30 protein-coding genes and 1 pseudogene are annotated in these 21513 nt (G+C 36.4%); 24 read left to right on the top strand and 7 right to left on the bottom strand.

All coding sequences use genetic code 11. The features are described 5' to 3' along the window. Positions 1 to 576, bottom strand: a 576-nt coding sequence (locus tag ACFWDE_RS04895; RefSeq protein ID WP_377890455.1) for a DUF1048 domain-containing protein, incomplete at its 3' end; no start/stop codon positions are given. A gap of 5 nt (positions 577 to 581) precedes the next feature. After that, the gene (locus ACFWDE_RS04890; RefSeq protein WP_377890453.1) at positions 582 to 899 is read right to left on the bottom strand and encodes a PadR family transcriptional regulator; all 318 of its coding nucleotides are present in this window, start codon (positions 897 to 899) and stop codon (positions 582 to 584) included. Between the two features lie 156 nt (positions 900 to 1055). Between ACFWDE_RS04890 and splB the strand changes: the two genes are divergently transcribed. The 3 genes from splB (at position 1056) to ACFWDE_RS04875 (ending at position 3356) form a co-directional block, all read left to right on the top strand. Further along, positions 1056 to 2081: a spore photoproduct lyase gene (gene splB, locus ACFWDE_RS04885; RefSeq protein WP_377890451.1), complete on the top strand. Its 1026-nt coding sequence runs from the start codon at positions 1056 to 1058 to the stop codon at positions 2079 to 2081. A 145-nt stretch (positions 2082 to 2226) separates the two neighbouring features. After that, positions 2227 to 2655 carry a transcriptional regulator MntR gene (gene mntR / locus ACFWDE_RS04880; RefSeq protein WP_071747095.1) on the top strand — a complete coding sequence of 143 codons (429 nt, stop codon included), beginning with the start codon at positions 2227 to 2229 and terminating at the stop codon, positions 2653 to 2655. A 53-nt stretch (positions 2656 to 2708) separates the two neighbouring features. Continuing rightward, positions 2709 to 3356, top strand: a complete 648-nt coding sequence (locus ACFWDE_RS04875; protein WP_377890449.1) for an HAD family hydrolase — start codon at positions 2709 to 2711, stop codon at positions 3354 to 3356. 78 nt (positions 3357 to 3434) lie between these two features. Here ACFWDE_RS04875 and ACFWDE_RS04870 read toward each other — a convergent pair whose 3' ends face one another. Beyond that, positions 3435 to 3836, bottom strand: a complete 402-nt coding sequence (locus tag ACFWDE_RS04870) for an SA1362 family protein (RefSeq protein ID WP_002145785.1) — start codon at positions 3834 to 3836, stop codon at positions 3435 to 3437. A gap of 79 nt (positions 3837 to 3915) precedes the next feature. Next, positions 3916 to 4836: a DUF1385 domain-containing protein gene (locus ACFWDE_RS04865; RefSeq protein ID WP_377890446.1), complete on the bottom strand. Its 921-nt coding sequence runs from the start codon at positions 4834 to 4836 to the stop codon at positions 3916 to 3918. Between the two features lie 244 nt (positions 4837 to 5080). Here ACFWDE_RS04865 and ACFWDE_RS04860 point away from each other — a divergent pair, with 244 nt between their 5' ends. From ACFWDE_RS04860 to efp, 4 genes are read left to right on the top strand one after another with little or no spacing between them, the layout of a single operon-like run. Further along, positions 5081 to 5566: a YqhR family membrane protein gene (locus ACFWDE_RS04860; protein WP_377890444.1), complete on the top strand. Its 486-nt coding sequence runs from the start codon at positions 5081 to 5083 to the stop codon at positions 5564 to 5566. A 55-nt stretch (positions 5567 to 5621) separates the two neighbouring features. Beyond that, positions 5622 to 6062, top strand: coding sequence for a type II 3-dehydroquinate dehydratase (gene aroQ, locus ACFWDE_RS04855; RefSeq protein ID WP_002145788.1), 441 nt, complete (start codon positions 5622 to 5624; stop codon positions 6060 to 6062). A 4-nt stretch (positions 6063 to 6066) separates the two neighbouring features. Further along, positions 6067 to 7128 carry a Xaa-Pro dipeptidase gene (gene pepQ, locus ACFWDE_RS04850; RefSeq protein WP_002111768.1) on the top strand — a complete coding sequence of 354 codons (1062 nt, stop codon included), beginning with the start codon at positions 6067 to 6069 and terminating at the stop codon, positions 7126 to 7128. A 21-nt stretch (positions 7129 to 7149) separates the two neighbouring features. Beyond that, positions 7150 to 7707, top strand: a complete 558-nt coding sequence (gene efp, locus ACFWDE_RS04845) for an elongation factor P (protein WP_002145789.1) — start codon at positions 7150 to 7152, stop codon at positions 7705 to 7707. Between the two features lie 35 nt (positions 7708 to 7742). On the opposite strand, the gene ACFWDE_RS04840 is transcribed toward efp, so the two are convergent. After that, positions 7743 to 8063 carry a hypothetical protein gene (locus ACFWDE_RS04840; protein ID WP_377890440.1) on the bottom strand — a complete coding sequence of 107 codons (321 nt, stop codon included), beginning with the start codon at positions 8061 to 8063 and terminating at the stop codon, positions 7743 to 7745. Next, positions 8044 to 8623 (bottom strand): annotated as a pseudogene (locus tag ACFWDE_RS04835) (GNAT family N-acetyltransferase). Before ACFWDE_RS04835 ends, ACFWDE_RS04840 begins: the two are co-directional and overlap by 20 nt. A gap of 181 nt (positions 8624 to 8804) precedes the next feature. On the opposite strand from ACFWDE_RS04835, the gene ACFWDE_RS04830 reads away from it, so the two are divergent. The 9 genes from ACFWDE_RS04830 to ACFWDE_RS04790 are packed head-to-tail and all read left to right on the top strand — an operon-like array spanning position 8805 to position 14326. Beyond that, positions 8805 to 9086, top strand: coding sequence for a YqhV family protein (locus ACFWDE_RS04830; protein ID WP_377890438.1), 282 nt, complete (start codon positions 8805 to 8807; stop codon positions 9084 to 9086). A 27-nt stretch (positions 9087 to 9113) separates the two neighbouring features. Continuing rightward, entirely contained in the window at positions 9114 to 10040 is a 927-nt protein-coding gene (spoIIIAA, locus tag ACFWDE_RS04825; RefSeq protein WP_002145793.1) for a stage III sporulation protein AA, read from the top strand. After that, entirely contained in the window at positions 10034 to 10549 is a 516-nt protein-coding gene (gene spoIIIAB, locus ACFWDE_RS04820) for a stage III sporulation protein SpoIIIAB (protein WP_002111763.1), read from the top strand. The genes spoIIIAA and spoIIIAB overlap by 7 nt, the downstream gene beginning before the upstream one ends. Positions 10550 to 10563: 14 nt before the next feature. After that, a complete protein-coding gene (spoIIIAC, locus tag ACFWDE_RS04815) occupies positions 10564 to 10767 on the top strand; it encodes a stage III sporulation protein AC (protein WP_000020914.1) in 204 nt (67 codons plus the stop codon). 23 nt (positions 10768 to 10790) lie between these two features. After that, on the top strand, positions 10791 to 11174 hold the full coding sequence (gene spoIIIAD, locus ACFWDE_RS04810) for a stage III sporulation protein AD (protein ID WP_078172833.1): 384 nt from the start codon (positions 10791 to 10793) through the stop codon (positions 11172 to 11174). Positions 11175 to 11184: 10 nt separating this feature from the next. Continuing rightward, positions 11185 to 12357: a stage III sporulation protein AE gene (gene spoIIIAE / locus ACFWDE_RS04805; RefSeq protein WP_002033983.1), complete on the top strand. Its 1173-nt coding sequence runs from the start codon at positions 11185 to 11187 to the stop codon at positions 12355 to 12357. 12 nt (positions 12358 to 12369) lie between these two features. Beyond that, positions 12370 to 13002, top strand: a complete 633-nt coding sequence (spoIIIAF, locus tag ACFWDE_RS04800; protein WP_002145795.1) for a stage III sporulation protein AF — start codon at positions 12370 to 12372, stop codon at positions 13000 to 13002. After that, a complete protein-coding gene (gene spoIIIAG / locus ACFWDE_RS04795; RefSeq protein WP_002088572.1) occupies positions 12992 to 13654 on the top strand; it encodes a stage III sporulation protein AG in 663 nt (220 codons plus the stop codon). Before spoIIIAF ends, spoIIIAG begins: the two co-directional genes overlap by 11 nt. A gap of 15 nt (positions 13655 to 13669) precedes the next feature. Beyond that, positions 13670 to 14326 (top strand): SpoIIIAH-like family protein, encoded by a 657-nt coding sequence (locus ACFWDE_RS04790; protein ID WP_002145797.1) that lies wholly within the window; start codon positions 13670 to 13672, stop codon positions 14324 to 14326. A gap of 82 nt (positions 14327 to 14408) precedes the next feature. On the opposite strand, the gene ACFWDE_RS04785 is transcribed toward ACFWDE_RS04790, so the two are convergent. After that, positions 14409 to 14606 (bottom strand): DNA recombination protein RecO, encoded by a 198-nt coding sequence (locus ACFWDE_RS04785; protein ID WP_080019112.1) that lies wholly within the window; start codon positions 14604 to 14606, stop codon positions 14409 to 14411. A 471-nt stretch (positions 14607 to 15077) separates the two neighbouring features. On the opposite strand from ACFWDE_RS04785, the gene accB reads away from it, so the two are divergent. The 8 genes from accB (at position 15078) to ispA (ending at position 21473) form a co-directional block, all read left to right on the top strand. Next, positions 15078 to 15566 (top strand): acetyl-CoA carboxylase biotin carboxyl carrier protein, encoded by a 489-nt coding sequence (gene accB / locus ACFWDE_RS04780; protein ID WP_002145798.1) that lies wholly within the window; start codon positions 15078 to 15080, stop codon positions 15564 to 15566. Positions 15567 to 15582: 16 nt separating this feature from the next. Further along, entirely contained in the window at positions 15583 to 16935 is a 1353-nt protein-coding gene (gene accC, locus ACFWDE_RS04775; protein ID WP_377890433.1) for an acetyl-CoA carboxylase biotin carboxylase subunit, read from the top strand. A 22-nt stretch (positions 16936 to 16957) separates the two neighbouring features. After that, positions 16958 to 17350, top strand: coding sequence for an Asp23/Gls24 family envelope stress response protein (locus tag ACFWDE_RS04770; protein ID WP_000807630.1), 393 nt, complete (start codon positions 16958 to 16960; stop codon positions 17348 to 17350). A gap of 348 nt (positions 17351 to 17698) precedes the next feature. After that, a complete protein-coding gene (gene nusB / locus ACFWDE_RS04765) occupies positions 17699 to 18091 on the top strand; it encodes a N utilization substance protein NusB (RefSeq protein ID WP_002067080.1) in 393 nt (130 codons plus the stop codon). A gap of 23 nt (positions 18092 to 18114) precedes the next feature. Further along, the gene (gene folD, locus ACFWDE_RS04760) at positions 18115 to 18975 is read left to right on the top strand and encodes a bifunctional methylenetetrahydrofolate dehydrogenase/methenyltetrahydrofolate cyclohydrolase FolD (protein WP_002145800.1); all 861 of its coding nucleotides are present in this window, start codon (positions 18115 to 18117) and stop codon (positions 18973 to 18975) included. Between the two features lie 26 nt (positions 18976 to 19001). Continuing rightward, complete coding sequence (gene xseA, locus ACFWDE_RS04755; RefSeq protein ID WP_377890430.1) at positions 19002 to 20360, top strand: exodeoxyribonuclease VII large subunit; 1359 nt, start codon at positions 19002 to 19004, stop codon at positions 20358 to 20360. Continuing rightward, entirely contained in the window at positions 20350 to 20580 is a 231-nt protein-coding gene (xseB, locus tag ACFWDE_RS04750) for an exodeoxyribonuclease VII small subunit (protein WP_000428422.1), read from the top strand. Before xseA ends, xseB begins: the two co-directional genes overlap by 11 nt. Continuing rightward, on the top strand, positions 20580 to 21473 hold the full coding sequence (gene ispA, locus ACFWDE_RS04745; protein WP_002145801.1) for a (2E,6E)-farnesyl diphosphate synthase: 894 nt from the start codon (positions 20580 to 20582) through the stop codon (positions 21471 to 21473). Before xseB ends, ispA begins: the two co-directional genes overlap by 1 nt. Positions 21474 to 21513 lie beyond the last annotated feature (40 nt).

Below are 21513 nucleotides of genomic sequence, written 5' to 3'. Positions count from 1 at the left end.
AGGTTGTTTTTTAAAATAGATATTTAAAAATACAGCTGAACAAAATGGAGTAGCAAATGCGAATCCAAATAGAATCCTTCTTTTCCAATTCATCGTTTGATCAAAAGAGTAGCGTTTTAATAAATATAAGATGAAAAGTATACCTAGTATAATAAGTGAAACGAACAAAGTGGTTCCAGGGATGCTAAAAGCTGGGCTTAATTGTTCGATATTCTTCCCGAAGATTAAAATGAAAGTCGAAACAAGTGCATCGATTCCAAACTGTATAGCAAGAAGTAAACTAATAGAAAATCCAATTAAAGAAGTTTTTTCTAGCTTTGTTTGGGTTGGTGAAGCTGATATAAGTTCATCGCAATAAGATTGTAAATCATCTCCAAAGATGTCGTAAGCATTTTTATTTTCTGTTTGTGCTTCGATAAGATGATCTAATATTTCTAGTAAAAGTTCCTCCATTTGTTGCGCGGGTACGTTAGATAATCGAAGATATACTAACATATCACCGTAAGCAGATTCGTTTTCAGTTGTTAGAAGTTCTCGTTTTTTATTGTTCAATTCAACCATATCTTTCGCCTTCATCCCTATCACTCCCCTTGTAATAAGTTGTTTACCGTCGTTGAAACCATTCCCCAGCTTTTTTTAAATTCTTCAAGCTGTTCTAATCCTTTATCAGTTACGTGATAATATTTTCGCTTTGGTCCAAGAGAGGAAGCCTTTAATGTACCTTCAATAAGTTTTTCTTTTTGCATGCGTAACAATAAAGGATAGATGCTTCCTTCACTTACGAATGTAAAGCCGTATTTATTTAATTTTGTACTTAGTTCATATCCGTACACTTCTTCTTGTGAAATGATATATAGAATGCAACCTTCTAGTATACCTTTTAACATTTGACTGTGCATGATTTCACCACCTTTTATCCAGGTAACTTGCCTTGCAAGGTAGCTGTTATCCAAATTATAACATTCAGTAACTTGCAACGCAAGTTACTGAAGTGGAAAACTTTAATGTGTGTTAATTTTTCTTTGTTTCCCATACTAACGAGAGGAGGGAAGTATATGAAACCGTTTATGCCAAAACTCGTTTACTTTGAACCGAGGGCACTCGAATATCCGCTTGGAAAAGAGCTGTATGAGAAATTTACGAAGATGGGATTAGAAATTCGTGAAACGACATCACATAATCAAATTAGAAATTTACCAGGCGAAAATGATTTGCAAAAGTATCGTAATGCAAAGGCGACACTTGTCGTTGGGGTGAGGAAGACGCTAAAGTTTGATACGTCAAAACCGTCAGCTGAATATGCAATCCCGCTTGCAACAGGGTGTATGGGACATTGTCATTATTGTTATTTGCAAACGACACTTGGGAGTAAACCTTACGTAAGGGTGTATGTGAATTTAGATGAAATATTTGAGAAGGCAAAGCAATATATGGATGAAAGGGCCCCTGAAATAACAAGATTTGAAGCGGCGTGTACATCAGACATTGTTGGAATTGATCATTTAACACATGCATTAAAGCGGGCGATAGAGTTCATCGGAGAAAGTGAATATGGACGTTTACGTTTCGTTACGAAATATTCACACGTCAATCATTTATTAGATGCAAAGCATAATGGGAAAACACGTTTTCGATTTAGCATTAATTCACGTTATGTGATTAAAAATTTTGAGCCGGGGACATCACCGTTTGAAAAGCGAATTGAGGCGGCACGTAAAGTAGCAGGAGCTAATTATCCACTTGGCTTTATTGTTGCACCAATTTATATGCATGAAGGGTGGGAAGAAGGATACCATGAATTATTTGAGCGCTTGTACAATGAGTTGAAAGATATGGTGATACCAAATTTAACATTTGAATTAATTCAACATCGTTTTACGAAACCAGCCAAAAAAGTTATTCAAGAGCGTTATCCGAATACGAAACTTGAAATGGATGAAGAGAAGCGGAAATATAAATGGGGACGATACGGTATTGGGAAATATGTATATCAAAAGGGTGATGCAGAAGTGCTGGAGGCAACAATAAGAAGTTATATACATGAGTATTTTCCTGATGCAGAAATTCAATATTTTACATAAGGGGAATCTGTATGCGAATATGGATTCTTTTTTTGTTTTATATATTTAGGCTCGTTTCCACCTTGTCACGTTATTCTTTCTGGTGTATCATTTTATTGATTGCTTCGTACGGAATAAGCAAAATGAAATTGGATGGAGGAAACCGATGCCTACCCCTAGTATGGAAGATTATATTGAACAAATTTATTTGTTGATTGATGAAAAGGGTTATGCCCGTGTATCTGATATTGCTGAAGCGCTTAGTGTACATCCATCCTCTGTAACAAAAATGGTACAAAAATTAGACAAAGACGAATATCTAATTTATGAAAAATATAGAGGGCTTGTATTAACATCAAAAGGTAAAAAAATCGGAGAACGTCTCGTATATCGTCATGAATTGTTAGAACAGTTTATGCGCATTATCGGTGTGGATGAAAGCAAAATTTATAATGATGTAGAAGGAATTGAACATCATTTAAGTTGGGAATCAATTGACCGTATCGGTGATTTAGTACAATACTTTGAACAAGATAAAGTTCGAGTAGAAACACTTCGTGGTGTTCAAAAAGCAAATGAAGAGAAAAGTAATTAAGGGGAACGTGTGGCGTTTCCTTTTTTATTTCAATCGAAAAGGACGGGAGAATAATGAAAGCAATTATTTTTGATTTTGATGGATTAATTGTGGACACAGAAACAATATGGTTTCACTCTTTCAGAGATGCTGTTCGTGAATACGGCGGCGAGTTACCTTTAGGGGAGTTTGCAAAATGTATTGGAACGACAGATGAAGTGCTTTATGCATATTTAAAAGAGCAATTAAAAGAAAAATTTAACGAGCATGCATTAAAGGAAAAAGTAACAACTTTACATAAAGAGAAAATGAAAATACCAAAAGCGCGTGATGGGGTAAAAGAATATTTAGAAGAAGCGAAAGAACTTGGATTGAAAATCGCATTAGCCTCTAGTTCATCTAGGGAGTGGGTCGTTCGTTTTTTAGAAGAGCTACAAATTAGAGATTATTTTGAAGTGATTAAAACGAGAGAAGATGTAGAGAAGGTAAAACCAGATCCAGCCCTTTATAAAGTTGCGATAGAAGAATTAGGAATTGAACTGTCAGAAGCTGTTGTATTTGAAGATTCATTAAATGGATTGAAAGCAGCGGTTGCAGCAGGATTAAAATGTGTCGTCGTACCTAATGATGTGACAAGAAATTTACAATTTGAAAACCATAACCTTCGTATCGAAAGTATGAAAGAAAAAAGTTTGAAAGAAGTGCTTCAACATATAAAGTGAAACTTTAATCAGTAGGGAGGCTCATTTTCCACTGATTATTAGCCCTGTACCAACAGGGATAAAAAAAGACCGTATTTCCTAAAAGGAAGCACGGTCTTTCTTTTTGTTTTTCTTACCTTCAATGACAGTTAGGTGAGATTGTTTTCTTTTTCTTTTCAACGATGGAGAATGACCCTTTTTTTCCTTGTCATCAGAAGCATTTCGTTTCAAGAAAGAATTGCTTAGGGGTGCTACGTTTTGTTTCCCGTGTTTGCGGTTCGATTGTTTTGCAGCGCGCTTATATGAGCTTTGCGAATTTGCAGAACCACTAGAATTTGTAAACATCTTGTATAGCAAATAAAAGATACCGACAACAAGTAACATGTACCCGATATTTCTTAATACTCCCATTGGATCTGTAATAACAGATGAAACAAGGCCGAATATTGCTAATCCGATAATAAGCACAAATATAGCGAATGTAAACGAACGACCGTTCATAAGGGACACCTCCTAAAAACATATATTAAAATTAGTATATTAACGATGAGGAAAGGAGTTGAACACCATTTTTAAATAATTATTGTTTGTTTTCTAAACGTAATAATTCTTCAAACGATGCGATTGCAACTTCCGCTTGATCATCTGTTGGTTCTTTCGTTGTTAATAGTTGCAGCCATAATCCTGGATATCCAAGTACTCGTAAAACAGGGACATCTCGTAATCGATTGGTAAATTGTAATACTTCAAAAGAAATACCGAGAACAACCGGAATTAATAAAATTCGGTTTACTACCCTTGCCCAAAGCGGATCTGTAGGGACGAGGAAATAGACAAACATTCCAATAATGACCGTAAATATAATAAAGCTACTGCCACAGCGATAATGGAGGCGAGTTTGCTTTTGAACATTTTCTACAGTTAGTGGAAGATTATTCTCATAAGCATTGATTACTTTATGTTCCGCACCGTGGTACTGAAATACCCGCTTAATAAGTGGGGTTAAAGAAATGAAGTATATATAGCTCAATAATAGCATGAGCTTAATGACACTTTCGACAATGATTTGCCCTGTATGAGATGGGAAAATCGGTCTCGTTAATTCAGCTAAAAGTGCAGGAACTGCTGTGAAAATTACTTTACCGAATATGAACGATAAAACGCCAACTGCTGCAACTCCTAATACCATCGTTAATTTTGATTGTTCTTCTTTTTTATTTGCAAATTGTTCATCATCTTCTGGGTGGACATCAAATCGTTCTGAAGCAAAGTTTAAATGTTTCGCTCCATTCGCACTTGCATCCACAATAGCGGCAATACCTCGTAAAAATGGAATTTTCTTTAGTAGAGATAATGCTCTATTACGAACGCGTGGTAAACGATAAAATTCAATCGATTTATCTTTACGACGAACCGCTGTAACAGTATATTCTCTACCGCCAAACATAACTCCTTCTATGACTGCCTGCCCGCCATATATTTGTTTTGACTCTTCTGCCATGTTAACACCAACCTGTATTTGTTTCTCTCTTATGTAGAAAAAGAGGCAATTGTCATACTTGGTTCTGTCATCTTGAAATAAGACAATCACCGAGTTTCCTTTATTTTATCGACAAATACAGGTAGATGACAAGTGAAAATGTTACGAGAGTCGGACATTTCTTATTCTTTTTATAGACAAATTTTGCAGGATTTAAACATGCTTCAAAATAGTTTCGGGCATACTATTGAGCGGAGGTGTCAATGTGAATCAAGAACATTCAACAATAAGAAATTTTGTACAAATTGGTTTATTTGGTGGCTTATTTTGGGGAGGTATATGGTATTTTCTTCATATATTCTCATTTACAGAAGCTGGCCCTAACTATTTACTTTTACCGTTTGCATTTGGAGATTGGAAAGAAGGGGTTTGGGGGAATGTACTAGGTATCGTTTGTATGGGACTTCTTTCAATTTTAGTGGCATTTCTCTATAAAGCTCTTTTTAAAAAGTTTGAAGGAGTATTACCTGGCGTACTGTACGGTTTATTTTGGTGGGCATTATTATTTTTGGGGATGGGGCTAATGGCACCAGTTATTAAAAGTGCACTCCATTTACCGAAAGAAACAATTGTAACGACAGTATGTATCTTTATATTATATGGTGTTTTTATTTCGTATTCTGTAGCATTCGAATCGAATAATACAAATAGAGGAGAAGGGATCGAGAAGACAAACTATTCAAATAAGTGATTCCTATGTTAAAATGTCGTATAGACATTCTTTAATATTAAGGAGTTTTAAGAAAATGAAAAAGTTACTCCTCGTAAACGGTCCTAACCTAAATCGTCTTGGCGTTAGGGAAGTAAATGTATACGGAAAAGGAACGTTAGCGACGCTTGAAACAGATATGAAACAAGAAGCAGAGAAAGTGGGAGTGGAGTTAGAATGTTTTCAATCGAATCATGAAGGAGCTATTATTGATATTATTCATGAGGCTGATGACATATATGAAGGAATCATTCTAAATCCGGGTGCATTTACGCATTATAGCTACGCGATTCGGGATGCTATAGCAAGTGTTTCGATTCCAGTTATTGAAGTACATATTTCTAACATTCATCAGCGTGAGTCGTTTCGTCATGAATCTGTGACAGCGGCTGTTTGTGCGGGACAAATTGTTGGATTTGGTTTTTATGGTTATAAGCTAGCGTTATTTGCATTAATGGAGAAATTGAGGGAGGCATAAAGTGATGGAAAAGATCGAGAGATTAAGAAGTGCGTTTGATGAGGCTGGTATTGACGGTATCATATTAACGAATGAACATAGCCGTAGATATATGGCGAATTTCACAGGAACAGCTGGTGTTGTACTAATTTCAAAAGAGCGTGCTCTATTTATTACAGATTTCCGTTATGTAGAGCAAGCTAGTAAGCAAGCGGCTGGATACGAAATAGTGCAGCATGCAGGATTAATTCTGGATGAAGTTGCGAAACAAGTTAAAGAACTTGGAATTCAAAAGCTAGGCTTTGAGCAAGATACTCTTACATATAGCTCTTACGTAACGCATAATGAAGCGATCGAAGCTGAATTCATCCCAACTTCTGGGCTTGTAGAAAAGTTACGCTTGATAAAGACTGATTCAGAGATTAAGATATTAAAGGAAGCTGCACAGATTGCAGATGCTGCCTTTGAGCATATTCTATCATTCATTCGCCCGGGAGTATCTGAAATTGAAGTGTCAAATGAACTTGAATTTTTCATGAGAAAACAAGGAGCAACATCTTCTTCGTTTGATATTATCGTTGCTTCAGGTCTTCGTTCGGCATTACCGCACGGCGTGGCATCTGAAAAAGTGATAGAAAAAGGAGATTTCGTAACATTAGACTTCGGCGCTTATTACAAAGGATATTGCTCTGATATTACTCGTACGATTGCAGTCGGTGAACCATCTGATAAATTAAAAGAAATTTATAATATCGTTTTAGAAGCACAACTACGTGGTGTGAACGGTATTAAAGCTGGTTTAACGGGTCGTGAGGCTGATGCATTAACGCGTGATTACATAACGGAAAAAGGATATGGTGAATACTTCGGACACTCTACTGGTCATGGAATCGGTCTTGAAATCCATGAAGCACCAGGTTTAGCGTTCCGTTCTGATACAGTACTTGAACCAGGTATGGCTGTAACAGTAGAACCAGGTATTTATATTCCAGGTGTTGGCGGGGTACGTATTGAAGATGATATCATTGTAACAAGTGAAGGTAATGAAGTAATAACGAAATCACCAAAAGAACTTATTATTTTGTAATACACAGGAGGATTTTTTTACATGATTTCAGTAAACGATTTTCGTACAGGTTTAACAATTTCAGTGGACAATGCCCTTTGGCAAGTAATGGATTTCCAACACGTAAAGCCAGGTAAAGGTGCTGCATTTGTTCGCTCTAAACTACGTAACCTTCGCACAGGATCTGTTCAAGAGAAAACATTCCGTGCAGGTGAAAAAGTAGAAAAAGCACACATCGAAAACCGTCGTATGCAATACTTATACGCGAGCGGTGAGTCTCACGTATTTATGGATAACGAAACTTATGAGCAAATCGAACTTGGCGAAAACCAAATCGAGCGCGAATTAAAATTCTTAAAAGAAAACATGGGAGTATCTATTATGACATACCAAGATGAAGTACTTGGTGTTGAACTTCCGAACACAGTTGAATTAAAAGTGTCAGAAACAGAGCCTGGTATTAAAGGTGACACAGCTTCTAACGTAACAAAACCAGCTAAATTAGAAACTGGTCTTGTTGTACAAGTACCAATCTTCATTAACGAAGGCGAAATGCTTATCATCAACACTGGTGAAGGTAAATACGTTTCTCGTGCATAGTAGAAAAGCACTCGTGATTATCACGAGTGCTTTTTTTATAGGAAATAGGGAAGATAGTAAATTGCGGTTATAACAAAACTAACTGTGACGAGTGAAAGGGTACCCATAATATATGGAGTCAAAACAATTTGAAACGGGCGTATTTCACCAGTTTCAATACCGGTAAAAGTTTTATTCGTTACATGCTCCATATTGTTATTTCTAAAGGTACTCATAATAATTAACCACGTAATTGCAAATATTGCTAGACTGCCAAGGAAAAAGCTCTCCATAAATGACCAGCCGACCATTTTTGAAAAAAGATAAATAATAGCTAATTCTACTACAATTGTTAAACTAATTTTCAATCCCTTCATATTTTCCCCCCCTCATTTCGTACTTCCAACCAATCTGAAAATTTTTCGCATGATACAACATGCAGTACGCAAGGTGATTTTACTTCTTTCTCCAAAGCAGCGTGTACGTCTGGAAATTGTTTTTCCACATGTAATGAAATGTAAGGTAGTTTCTCTTGTGCTTTTAAAGAGCGAATGTTAGTCGTTTTAGCACCGGCAAATACGTATGTAAGTTGCAAGTCTAAAAAAGCGATTTTAAAGATCTCTTTTTTAGCAGCTTCGTTATATCCTCTTCCCCAATATTGATAGCCGAGCCAACTTCCAATATGTGAGTGCTTTTGTTCGTAATTAATATGTTTAAGTGTCGTGAGGCCAATTATTTCATTTTCCTCACTTACAATCACTCTTGATAAGGAGTGTTTTTTTCGTTCCTCTCCAATTGCAAAAAGAATGAATGCCTTTGTATCTTCCACTGATTCTACTTTTATCCCTAATGCATTTTTTACATGTGGATTGCTTGATAGCTCAAAAATCACATTTGCATATCGTAAATCAAGCGGTAATAAAGTAACTTGCTCCATCGTCTATGCTCCTTTTCTATTAAATATACCATAAATTAATGAGAATATTCAGATTTTAATAAAGTCGATAGAGAAAAAATATATTTTTACTTCTGAAATAGACAACCTCTGCATATGGTTGTACAAATATATTCTTTTTCAGAATAAGGAAGTAGTAACTGTTATGGGAGAAGGTGGGAGAATGAAACAGTGGCTAGCGGCAATGGAAACATCCGTGCTTGTTATGGGGTTACTTCGGTTGTTTTCAGGTAGCGCGGAAATATTCGCCGCTTTGCTTATGCTTTACGTGAATGATGCGAAGAAAGCATTGTTTATAAATGGTTTGTTGGCGTTTGTTGGACCGACCGTATTAATTTTAACAATGACAATTGGCATAGCGAGTGTAGCAAGTGAGATTTCTTTCTTGAAACTCTTTTTTCTAGCGCTTGGAATTGGCTGCATTTTTATCGCGTTGTTGAAATAGTAAGTCGAGTATAGTGGGGAGAAGCTTATGAAAGAAGTATTAGAAGTTTTACCGAAAATGATGAGACAGTTAGTTGAAGGCTGTAAACAATACGATGCTCTAGAGGAAATTCGTGTTCGAATTGGAAGGCCACTAGAGTGTATCGCACATGGAGAAGTGTTTTTCTATGACTATATCGCTACAGCGGAAGATGCAATCCATTTATTGAATAAATTAAGTCAATTCTCAATTTATACGATGGAAGAGGAATTGAAACGTGGATATGTGACACTACGAGGAGGACATAGAATTGGCCTAGCTGGAAAAGTCATTACAGAAAAAAGTGCAGTGAAAATGATTCGGGATGTCTCTTCTTTTAATATTCGTATTGCCCGTCAAAAAATAGGGATTGCTGAGCCGCTTCTGCCATATCTTTATGAATCACGATGGTTAAACACGATGGTAATAGGCCCACCGCAAACGGGGAAAACAACACTTTTAAGAGATGTAGCACGCTGTATGAGTCAAGGTGTAAGTGCTTCGAAAATCCCTTCATGTAAAGTGGGAATTGTTGATGAACGATCAGAAATTGCCGGCTGTGTGAAGGGGATTCCGCAATATGACTTTGGCACGCGAGTAGATGTATTAGACGCTTGTCCAAAAGCTGAAGGAATGATGATGATGATCCGTTCTATGAGCCCAGACATATTAATCGTAGATGAAATTGGACGTAAAGAAGATAGTGAAGCAATTATGGAGGCGGTGCATGCCGGCGTTCAGCTTTTTATAAGTGCACACGGATTTTCTTATGATGATGTTGTGAAACGTCCCTCGCTACAGGCGGTGCTGGAACTTGGTGTATTTGATCGGTTTGTGGAATTGTCAAAAGCGAGAGGGCCAGGAACGGTTATGCAAGTGAAAGATAAATATGGAAAATCAGTATTACCTCATAGAAAGGCTCAAGGCGTATGGTGAAAATATTTGGTGCGGTATTAATAGTTGCTGTTAGCACCTTTTTCGGATTTTCATACGCTAAAAGGTACAGTGAGAGACCGCGGCAACTTAGGTTATTGAAGGCAGCATTGCAATCATTAGAAGCTGAAATTATGTATGGACACACGCCGTTATCTGAGGCTGCAGAGCGTTTAGTCAAACAAATGCCGAAGCCATTAAATTGGATATTTCAAAGTTTTTCGAAACGACTAGAGGGCGGGGAGCAAACAGTTAGAGAAGCTTGGATTGATAGTTTGAAGGAGAACTGGACGTTAACGGCGTTTAAACAAACCGAGTATGAAATACTGCAACAATTTGGTGAAACACTTGGACAACATGATCGTGAATCACAACAAAAACATATTCGCTTATGTATTACACATTTGGAGAGAGAAGAAGGAGAAGCGAAAGCATTACAACTACAATATGAAAAAATGATAAAGAGTTTAGGGGTACTGGCAGGGCTACTTATCGTAATTTTACTGCTATAGGGGGGAGAAAGGCGATGTCCATTGATGTTGGATTAATATTTCAAATCGCCGGAATCGGCATTGTTTTAGCTTTCATTCATACTGTACTAAAAGAATTAAAGCGAGAGGATATTGCGAATTGGGTTATCCTTGTCGGTTTTGTCGTTATTTTGTTTCATGTTGCATTTTTAATTAATACTCTATTCGACAAGATTAAAAGTGTCTTTCTCTTCCAGTAAAGGAGGCGGTTCGAATCGAAATTATACAAATTGTCGGATTAGGCCTCGTTGCTACATTTTTAGCTGCTGTTTTAAATCAGCATAAATCTAGTATTACATCGTTATTTATTGTGTTCATTGGTAGCATGATGTTTCTTCTCTTAATCGATCAAATTCATTCTATTTTACAAATGATTGAGAGAGTGGCGAGTGAAGCGAAGGTTAGTAACGTATATGTAGAAACGTTATTGAAAATTATAGGGATTGCTTATATCGCTGAGTTTGGTGCGCAAATTACAAAGGATGCTGGTCAAGGTGCAATCGCTTCGAAAATTGAATTAGCTGGAAAAATTTTAATTCTCGTCATGGCAATTCCTATTTTGACGGTTGTAATTGAAACAATTCTTGGTTTTTTACCTACGGGATAAGGGGGAGTGAATGTTGAGGAAGTTTGGAGCTAAGCTATTATTTGCTTGCTTCCTTTTCTTTTCTTTACCGATTGTTGTACAAGCTTCTCCTATAGAAACAAACGTCGTTGATCAACAATTGGATAAGCTCGGAATTGAAGATGTGAAGCAATTTTGGGACGGGCTTGTTACAAAGTATGGAGGCTATTTACCAGAGAGTCAAAAAGGAAGCTTTATGGAGTTTGTAAAGGGAGAAAAAGAGTTTTCCATAAAAGAGTGGATGATAGGTCTACTAAAATATTTATTTCACGAGCTTGTTGCAAATGGAAAGTTACTTGGAACGCTCATTATGCTAACGATTTTCAGTGCATTGTTGCAATCGTTGCAATCTGCTTTTTCAAAGAGTAGCGTGAGTAAAATCGCTGATGCAGTCGTATACATGGTACTTATTATTTTCGCTTTAAATAGTTTTTATGTCGTCATGACATATGCAAGAGAGACGATACAAACAATGGTAGATTTCATACTAGCGTTATTACCAATTTTACTTGCACTCATAGCAACAGGTGGTGGTGTTGTTTCTGTATCGTTTTTTCATCCAATCATCATTTTCTTAATGAATACGAGTGGGCTTCTTATGAACTATATCGTCCTACCACTTTTATTACTTGCAACTATATTAAGTATTGTAAGTACGATGAGTGATCAATATAAAGTTACGAAATTGTCCAAGCTTTTGCAAAACGTTAGTGTAGGGATTATTGGTATCTTTTTGACGGTTTTTTTAGGCGTATTATCTGTACAGGGAACAGCGTCAGCCGTTGCTGATGGTATAGCTGTGAAAACGGCTAAATTTGTAACAGGAAACTTCATTCCTGTAGTAGGAAGGATGTTTACTGAGGCGGCGGATACTGTTATTAGTGCATCTGGATTATTAAAAAACACAGTCGGAATTATCGGGCTCGTTATTTTATGCTTAATTGTCGCTTTCCCAGCGATTCAAATTTTTTGTATTGCGTTTATTTATAAATTCGCAGCAGCAGTATTGCAACCAGTAGGCGGAGGAGCAATTATTCAATGTTTAGATATCATTGGACGAAGTATCATTTACGTATTTGCTTGCTTAGCTATCGTATCATTTATGTTCTTTTTAAGTATCACAATTATTATTGCTGCCGGGAACATTACTCTCATGATGCGGTAGGAGGTGAATAGTGTGCAATTTGTTACAGAGTGGATTAGAAATATTATCGTTTTTTTACTCTTAGCGACAATGCTTCATCTTATTCTTCCAAATTCAAATTTGCAAAAGTACGTTAAATTCGTTGTAAGTCTATTGTTAGTCGTATTAATTTTAACGCCTCTATTTAAGTTGTTACAAACAGATGTAAATGAAGTTATCGCAAATTTCAATGAAGAAAAGTATGTAGCCGAAGGATCTGTAAAAAATTCGATAGATTCGAAGAAAAAAGAAATACAAGCTCTAACACGTGCATATAGTTTAGAAGAGATGGCTACCAAAATGACGAAAGAAGTAGGAAAAGAGTTTGAGAAAAAGTATGGTATGACAGTCTCTGAAATACAAATAGTCGCAGTGGAACATGCAGAAGAAGTAAAGTCAGCGAAAGATATTCAATCTGTTGTTGTGACGTTGAAAGAAAAAGAACGTAGTAAAAATGATGCAATCGAAACAGTAAAGCCAATTGAAATTAATATGAAAGAACCTCCAAAAAAAATAGAAGAAACGAATGTAGAAATGAAAGATTTCTTTTCAAGCAGGTGGCAACTAGAGGATAAACAAATCCAAGTTCAGATGGAAGGGAGGACAGGTAGCGTAAATGGACAATAAAGATAAAAATTCGAGGTTCTCATTTTTTCGAAACCTATTAAATGGGGATGGAAAAGAAAGTAATGAGAAGGGGAAAAAGGTAACACCTAAGTTTTTGCTTGTCCTACTCATACTTGGGATTGCGCTTATGTTTTCTAGTAATTTCTTATCACCTAAAAAAGAAGAAGTGCCTGTGTTTAAAGAAAAGACAAGTCAAAGTCAAGATAAAGATGTACCAACTTTCGGTCAAAAAAACAATGATAATATGTCAAATGTAGAAAAATACGAAAAAGCGTATGAACAAGAATTGAAAGCTTCTTTAGAAGAAATAGCTGGAGTAAAAGACGTAACTATTAAAGTGAACTTAGATTCATCTGAAGAAAAAATACTCGAGAAAAATACAGTAAAACGTTCACAAACGACAGGTGAAACTGATAAAGCAGGCGGTAAAAGGGAAGTAGAAGACGAGTCTCTTGATGAAAAGACAGTCATTATACGTGAAGGTGATAAAGAAACTCCAATTGTTTTGCGAACAGAGAAACCGAAAGTACGAGGTGTTCTGGTCGTAGCAAAGGGAGTGGATAATATACAAATAAAAGCAATGGTAAAAGAAGCTGTGACGCGATTATTAGATGTACCAGCTCATCGGGTTTCAGTATCACCGAAAAATTGATAGGGAGGAAATAAAGTGTTGAAAAAACAAACGGTTTGGCTATTAACGATGTTAAGTTTAGTGGTTGTGCTATCTGTTTATTATGTAACAACTCCGGATAAAATGAATACAGCAGCACCGGCAACGGGTGAAAAGATGGGACAAGAAAAGCAAGGTGCTGATAAAGCAGTTACAAAAGAAACAACGAAAGAAACTACAAATAAAGAGACAACAAAAGAAAATACAAGCAAGGAAACTACAAATAAAGAAACAGACAAAAAAGAGAATGACAAAAAAGAAACAAGTAAAAAAGATGCTAACGTAACAGTTCAATCAAGTGATGAGAATTTCACAGCTTTACGTATGCAAATGGAAGATCAGCGTAGTGCAGATAAAGAAAAATTACAAGGTGTAATGAATTCATCAAAATCTTCAGCAGAAGAAAAGAGTAAAGCGAAAGATAATCTAGATGCAATCACTACAATGGAAACGAAACAAGAATTACTTGAAACAGTGATTAAGTCTCAAGGTGGATATAAAGACGCTCTTGTAAGAGCTGATGGAACTGACATTAGAGTGACAGTTAAAGCGGCAAAGCATTCACAAAAAGAAGCGAATAAAATTATTCAGCTTGTAAGAAGTGAAGGCGGCTCAAAAGATGTAGGAGTAAAATTTGATCCGGCAACAAAATAAAGTGAAACTTTAATCCGTGGGGAGGTTTCCATCCCTATGGATTTTCTTAAACCAGTTAGATAAAAAGAATAATAGAAAAAAGCTATCGTTTTCGATAGCCTTTTTCTATTTCATCTTTGCAGTTGTTTTTAGTATTTTCAATTGGAAACGGGGAAATACGCTGTGAGTAAAAGATTAATGGTTCATGATGATGGTGATTACTTTTTCCAGATTTGACGTGGATGAAGAGGACCAATGCCCAAATCACTACGGCAGGCAAGAACAGGATGAGCCATATCATATGTCCACACCTCACTACAATAAATTTTCTACACTTTGAACATACTATTCTTTTATGAAGGAAGAATGAACGGCACGTAAACAAAAAAATAATATTTGGTAAAAATATGTTTTTTTACCGTAGATAAAATGAAGAATGCTGAGGGAATTACGTTTTTATACTGTACAGTTTTGAAAAAGTAAAGAATGTTTTTTAGGAAGTGGTCTTGCCAATTTCGTGTGAAACTTGGTATTATTACTAGGTAATAATTTTTTGGTGGAATAATATTTTTACAGGAATTTCGATTTATAATAAAGAAATATAAATTGGAATGTTTAAAAAATTTGGCGTAAGATGGGAATAGTAAATATTTCTATTAGTAAATGTCATAGGAATAAATTTTCTAATAGAATACATCGTATTTTTACAGTAAATCAATTTGATGCCAATCTGTAAAAACGGGACAAACAAGAGTATGGGAGTGGATTTTACATGTTTAAAATTCAAGAAGTTCGTGAATTAATTAAATTAATTGATAGCTCTAATATTGATGAATTTGAATACAAAAAAGACGGTACAACAATCAAAATGAAAAAACGTGGTAATGAAGTTGTTGCTGTGCAAGCACCGGTAACGAAACAGGTAGTACAACCAGCAGCATCTGTTGAAGTAGAAACGACAGTAGCGGCAGCGCAAGTAGAAGTGCAAAAACAAGAAGAGAAGAAAGCTGTTCAAAATGAAAACCTACATAAAATCACATCACCGATGGTAGGGACATTTTATTCCTCTTCTTCGCCGGATACACCTCAATATGTAAGTGTTGGGGACAGAGTATCGAAAGATTCTATCGTATGTATTATTGAAGCTATGAAATTATTTAACGAAATTGACGCAGATGTAGAGGGCGAAATTGTTGAAATTCTTGTTAATAACGGACAGCTTGTTGAGTATGGACAACCGCTATTTCTTGTAAAAGCGTAATAAGGGAGTCTTTGTGATGATAAAAAAAGTATTAATAGCCAATCGTGGGGAAATTGCTGTACGAATTATTCGTGCTTGTAAAGAAATGGATATTGAAACAGTTGCAATTTATTCAGAAGCAGACAAAGAGTCACTTCATGTGCAAATTGCAGATGAAGCGTATTGTGTTGGACCAACGATTTCAAAAGAAAGCTATTTAAATTTGACGAACATTATTAGTGTTGCGAAATTAACAGGTTGTGATGCAATTCATCCGGGATATGGATTTTTAGCAGAGAATGCAGATTTTGCAGAATTATGCCGTGAGTGTAACTTGATTTTTATCGGTCCAAGCCCAGAAGCCATTTCAAAGATGGGCACAAAAGACGTTGCACGTGATACAATGAAAGAAGCAGGGGTTCCGATTGTACCAGGTTCACAAGGGATTATTAAAAATACCGAAGAAGCGATCGAGCTTGCTAATCAAATTGGATATCCAGTTATTATTAAAGCGACTGCAGGTGGCGGCGGAAAAGGTATTCGTGTTGCGCGCCATGAAGAAGAGCTTGTAAAAGGAATTCAAATTACACAGCAAGAAGCTAGTACCGCTTTTGGGAACCCTGGTGTATACTTAGAGAAGTACGTTGAAGATTTCCGCCATGTTGAGATTCAAATAATGGCAGATACACATGGAAATGCCATTCATTTAGGAGAGCGTGATTGTACAATTCAGCGCCGTCTACAAAAACTATTAGAAGAAAGTCCATCACCTGCACTTGATGAGGATATTCGCAAGCAAATGGGTGACGCAGCAGTTAAAGCGGCGGTAGCGGTTGATTATACAGGTGCTGGTACGGTTGAGTTTATTTATGAATATAAAACGAAAAGCTTTTATTTCATGGAGATGAATACGAGAATCCAAGTTGAACATCCAGTTACTGAAATGGTAACAGGGATGGATTTAATTAAAGAACAAATTCTTGTTGCTTCTGGAGAAAAGTTATCGTTACAGCAAGAAGAAGTACAATTTAATGGTTGGGCAATGGAATGTCGAATTAATGCGGAAAACCCTGCCAAAAAATTTATGCCATCTCCAGGTAGAGTAGAAATGTACTTACCACCAGGCGGATTTGGTATTCGCGTCGATTCAGCTGTATATCCGGGATATTCAATACCACCTTTCTATGATTCGATGGTTGCTAAATTAATTGTTCACGGAAAAACACGTGAAGAGGCAATTGCAAAAATGAAGCGAGCGCTCAGTGAGTTTGTCATTGAAGGCGTACATACAACAATCCCGTTCCATTTGCAATTGTTAGATCATCCTGATTTTGTAAAAGGTGAGTTTAACACGAAATTTTTGGAAGAGCATGAACTTGTGACGCAGTGATACATTAAAGGAGGTTTTTTTCATGGCTGAACATATGTTAGATATGGGTCAAGATACAACTCTTGGAAAAGTAGAAATTGCACCAGAAGTAATCGAAGTAATTGCAGGTATTGCAGCTGCTGAAGTAGAAGGTGTAGCGGCAATGCGTGGTAATTTTGCTACAGATGTTGTTGAGAAGTTAGGTAAGAAAAATCATGGTAAAGGTGTAAAGGTTGAATTAGCAAACGAAGATATTATTGTTGACCTTTATGTTGTGATGTATTTTGGTGTAGCAATTCCGGTTGTTGCACAAAAAATTCAAGACAATATTCGCCAAGCACTCTTTACAATGACAGGACTTGAGCCAAAAGAAGTGAACGTTCACATCGTTGGCGTAACATTCGAAACACAAAAAACAGAAATCGAACCAGTGTAAGAGTGAAAAAAGGTGCCTAGTAAAATAGGCATCTTTTTTATCGTTTCATTTCTTCACAAATTAAAATCCTCTAATTATTATACTATTTTAAAAAATGAGAAATATAAAACGGGATGTTTCATTTTTCCAAAAAACGTACATTGTGATAAGATATGGAACTTGAAGTTAATCTTTTTATTATTTTTCAGCCTTGTACCCCGTGTGTGAAACGATAAATTGTGTTATTATCATTGTATTATAAGGTTGGAAAATCAATGAAAACTGCAAGAGTAAGTGAATTGACGGCTTATAAATTATAATAATATAACAAAACATAAGGAAAGACTTGAAGTATAAAGGAGAGTTACAATGAAACGTAGGACGGCTAGAGAAAGAGCAATGCAAGCATTATACCAAATGGATATTACAGGTGAATTAGAACCGAAAGTAGCGGTGGAAAATACGCTAGATGAAGGCGAAGAAACAAATGAGTTTCTAGAATCACTTGTTGTAGGATTTGTAGACAACAAAGAAGAGATTGACGCAGCAATTCGTCAAAATTTAAAAAAGTGGAAGCTTGAGCGTATTAGTATTGTTGATCGCAGTATTTTACGTGTAGCTGTGTGTGAGATGAAATACATGGAAGAAATTCCGCACAATGTAACAATTAACGAAGCAATTGAAATCGCAAAAACATTTGGGGATGAGGAATCTCGTCGTTTTATTAACGGCGTTTTATCTAATATAAAAGATACACTGTAATTTCTTTAAGGGGGAAACTTAAAATGGTAGCAGTAATCATCAAAGGAAATGAAGTTGCGGAGAAAAAACGAGCACAATTAAAAGAAGAAGTTGTGAAGTTAAAAGAGCAAGGGATTGTACCAGGATTAGCAGTTATTTTAGTTGGAGAAGATCCAGCATCTCGTTCTTATGTAAAAGGAAAAGAAAAAGGCTGTGAGCAAGTAGGAATCTATTCAGAGCTAATTGAACTTCCTGAAACGAGTACGGAGGAGCGTTTGCTTGCTGAAATCGATCGCTTAAATGGAGACGACCGCATTAATGGCATATTGGTACAATTGCCTTTACCAAAACATATTGAAGAAAAAGCTATCATTGAAAGAATTTCACCGGAAAAGGATGTAGATGGATTTCACCCAATCAGCGTAGGACGTATGATGACGGGACAAGACACATTCCTTCCATGTACACCGCATGGCATTTTAGAATTAGTAAAAGAAACGGATCTTGATATTTCTGGAAAGCATGTTGTTGTAATTGGAAGAAGTAATATTGTTGGTAAACCAGTGGGGCAATTGTTTTTAAATGAAAATGCAACTGTCACATATTGTCATTCTAAGACGCAAAATATAGAAGAATTATCGAAGTTAGCTGATATTTTAATCGTAGCCGTTGGACGACCGAAAATGGTAACAGCTGACTATATTAAAAAAGGTGCGGTTGTAATTGATGTTGGTGTTAACCGTTTAGAAACAGGCAAACTTTGTGGTGATGTTGATTTTGACAATGTATTAGACGTTGCAGGTTACATTACGCCTGTGCCAAAAGGAGTCGGCCCAATGACTATTACAATGCTTCTTCACAACACTGTGGAGTCTGCAAAGCGTACAGGTGTTGTTTGTCAATAATTTGAATCGGCTATGAGGAGAGAGCAATGGAGAAACAATATTTAACCGTTACAGCATTAACACGCTATATTAAAACAAAAATAGAGTATGATCCGCATTTACAGTCTGTTTGGTTAAAAGGAGAAATTTCCAACTTTAAATATCATAGTCGTGGTCATATGTATTTTACATTGAAAGATGAAAATGCAAGAATTGCAGCGGTTATGTTTGCGGGTCATAATCGTAACATTAAATTCAGACCGGAAAATGGAATGAAAGTACTTGTAAAAGGAAAGATTTCTGTTTACGAGGCGAGTGGTTCTTATCAAATTTATATTCAAGACATGCAGCCTGATGGAGTTGGAAATCTTCATTTAGCTTATGAACAATTAAAAGTCCGATTAGAAGAAGAAGGGCTGTTTTCTCAAGTTTATAAGCGTCCAATCCCTGCGTATGCAAAAGCAATCGGTGTTATAACGTCGCCAACAGGAGCAGCAATTCGCGATATTATAACAACAATTAAACGTCGTTATCCAATTGGAAATGTTATTGTGTTTCCTGTACTTGTACAAGGGGAGTCAGCGGCTCCCTCAATTGTACAAGCAATTCGTACAGCGAATGAAATGGGAGATATTGATGTTTTAATTGTTGGACGTGGTGGAGGCTCTATTGAAGAATTATGGGCCTTTAATGAGGAAGTAGTTGCAAGAGCAATTTTTACAAGTGAGATTCCGATTATTTCAGCTGTAGGGCATGAAACGGATTTTACAATCGCAGATTTTGTCGCGGATTTACGTGCACCAACACCGACTGCAGCAGCTGAGCTGGCAGTACCTAATATTATAGAGTTACAAGAAAAGGTATTACAAAGAACTCTGAGATTGCAACGAGCAATGAGAGAGAGAGTACATAAAAAAGAAGAAAAATTGCAAGTGTTACAAAAATCTTATGCGTTCCGTTATCCAAGGCAAGTGTACGAGCAAAAAGAAGAGCAGTTAGACAGAGCTCTTGAACAACTTGTTTTAGCGAAAGAGCGTTATATAGATAAAAAAGTAAATCAATTAAAGCAACTTTCATTTTATTTAGAAAAGCACCACCCATCTCAAAAAATTATACAAACGAAAACGGCAATTGAAACGTTGCAAAAGCAGTTGCAACGTGAAATGCAAACGTTACTTCAAACGAAGGAGTTCGTATTTGTGAGAGCGGCTCAAAAGCTTGAAGTATTAAGCCCGCTTAAAGTAATGATGAGAGGGTACGGGCTTGTATACGATGAAGAGAAACAAGTATTAAAAAGCGTGAAAGATGTTAGCCTTGGAGATGCTGTTTCGGTTCAATTACAAGATGGAATACTAGATTGTAGCGTATCAAGCATAGAGGAGCGTGAATTGAATAATGGAAAATAAGTTAAGCTTTGAAGAGGCGATTTCGCAGCTTGAGCATCTCGTTTCTAAGCTTGAACAAGGTGATGTACCTTTAGAGGAAGCGATTTCTTATTTTAAAGAAGGCATGGAATTATCTAAGCTTTGTGATGAGAAATTGAAAGATGTACAAGAACAAATGGCAGTTATCCTTGGAGAAGATGGAGAGCTTAAACCGTTTACTGCTTTAGGAGATGAAGCATAGTGACACATATAGCTTTTGATGCTTTTTTGAAAGAGAGTAAAACTTTTGTAGAAGAAAATCTTGTAAGCTATGCAAATGAATTACAATGTCCAAATGTGCTTCGTGAAGCGATGGCATATTCTTTGGAAGCGGGTGGGAAACGTCTCCGCCCGTTACTTTTATTTGCAACGTTACAAGCGTTTGGGAAAGAAAGAAATCTTGGAGTGGGTGCAGCTTGTGCCCTTGAAATGATTCATACATATTCGTTAATTCATGATGATTTACCTTGTATGGATGATGATGATCTAAGACGAGGAAAGCCTACCAATCATAAAGTATTTGGTGAAGCAATGGCAGTTTTAGCAGGAGATGGTTTGTTGACATATGCTTTTCAAGTTATTATGGCATATGGGCAAAAAGAAATCTCTGCTGAAAAAAAAGTAAGACTTGTACTTGAGCTTGCGAAAGCAGCAGGACCTGAAGGAATGGTTGCTGGACAAGTGGCAGATATGGAAGCTGAAGGAAAACGACTTACAATTAATGAATTAGAGTACATCCATAAGCATAAGACAGGTAAACTGCTTGAGTTTGCTGTACTTGCAGGAGCGATACTTTCTGATGCTACAGAAGAGCAAGAAGAGAAGTTACTTGCATTTGCGAAATATATCGGTCTAGCTTTCCAAATTAGAGATGATATTTTGGATGTAGAAGGAACAGAAGAAGAGATTGGAAAACCGATTGGTAGTGATGCTTCCAACGAAAAGAGCACATATACGACGTTATTTACTGTAGATAGAGCAAAATCTATTTTAGAGGAGAAAATTGCAAAAGCAAAAGATTCTATTAGCTCCTTACAATTACAAGATGAATATTTACTATCTATTTGTGATTTAATCGCAAAACGTAATAACTAATATAACAGCGTTTCCATTTGTTGAGTCATTCATCATTTTA

The sequence above is a fragment of the Bacillus sp. NPDC060175 genome (assembly GCF_042728695.1).
Lineage (GTDB): Bacteria > Bacillota > Bacilli > Bacillales > Bacillaceae_G > Bacillus_A.
Note: the sequence above shows the minus strand (reverse complement) of the source record. Positions and strands in the feature narration are given on the sequence as shown.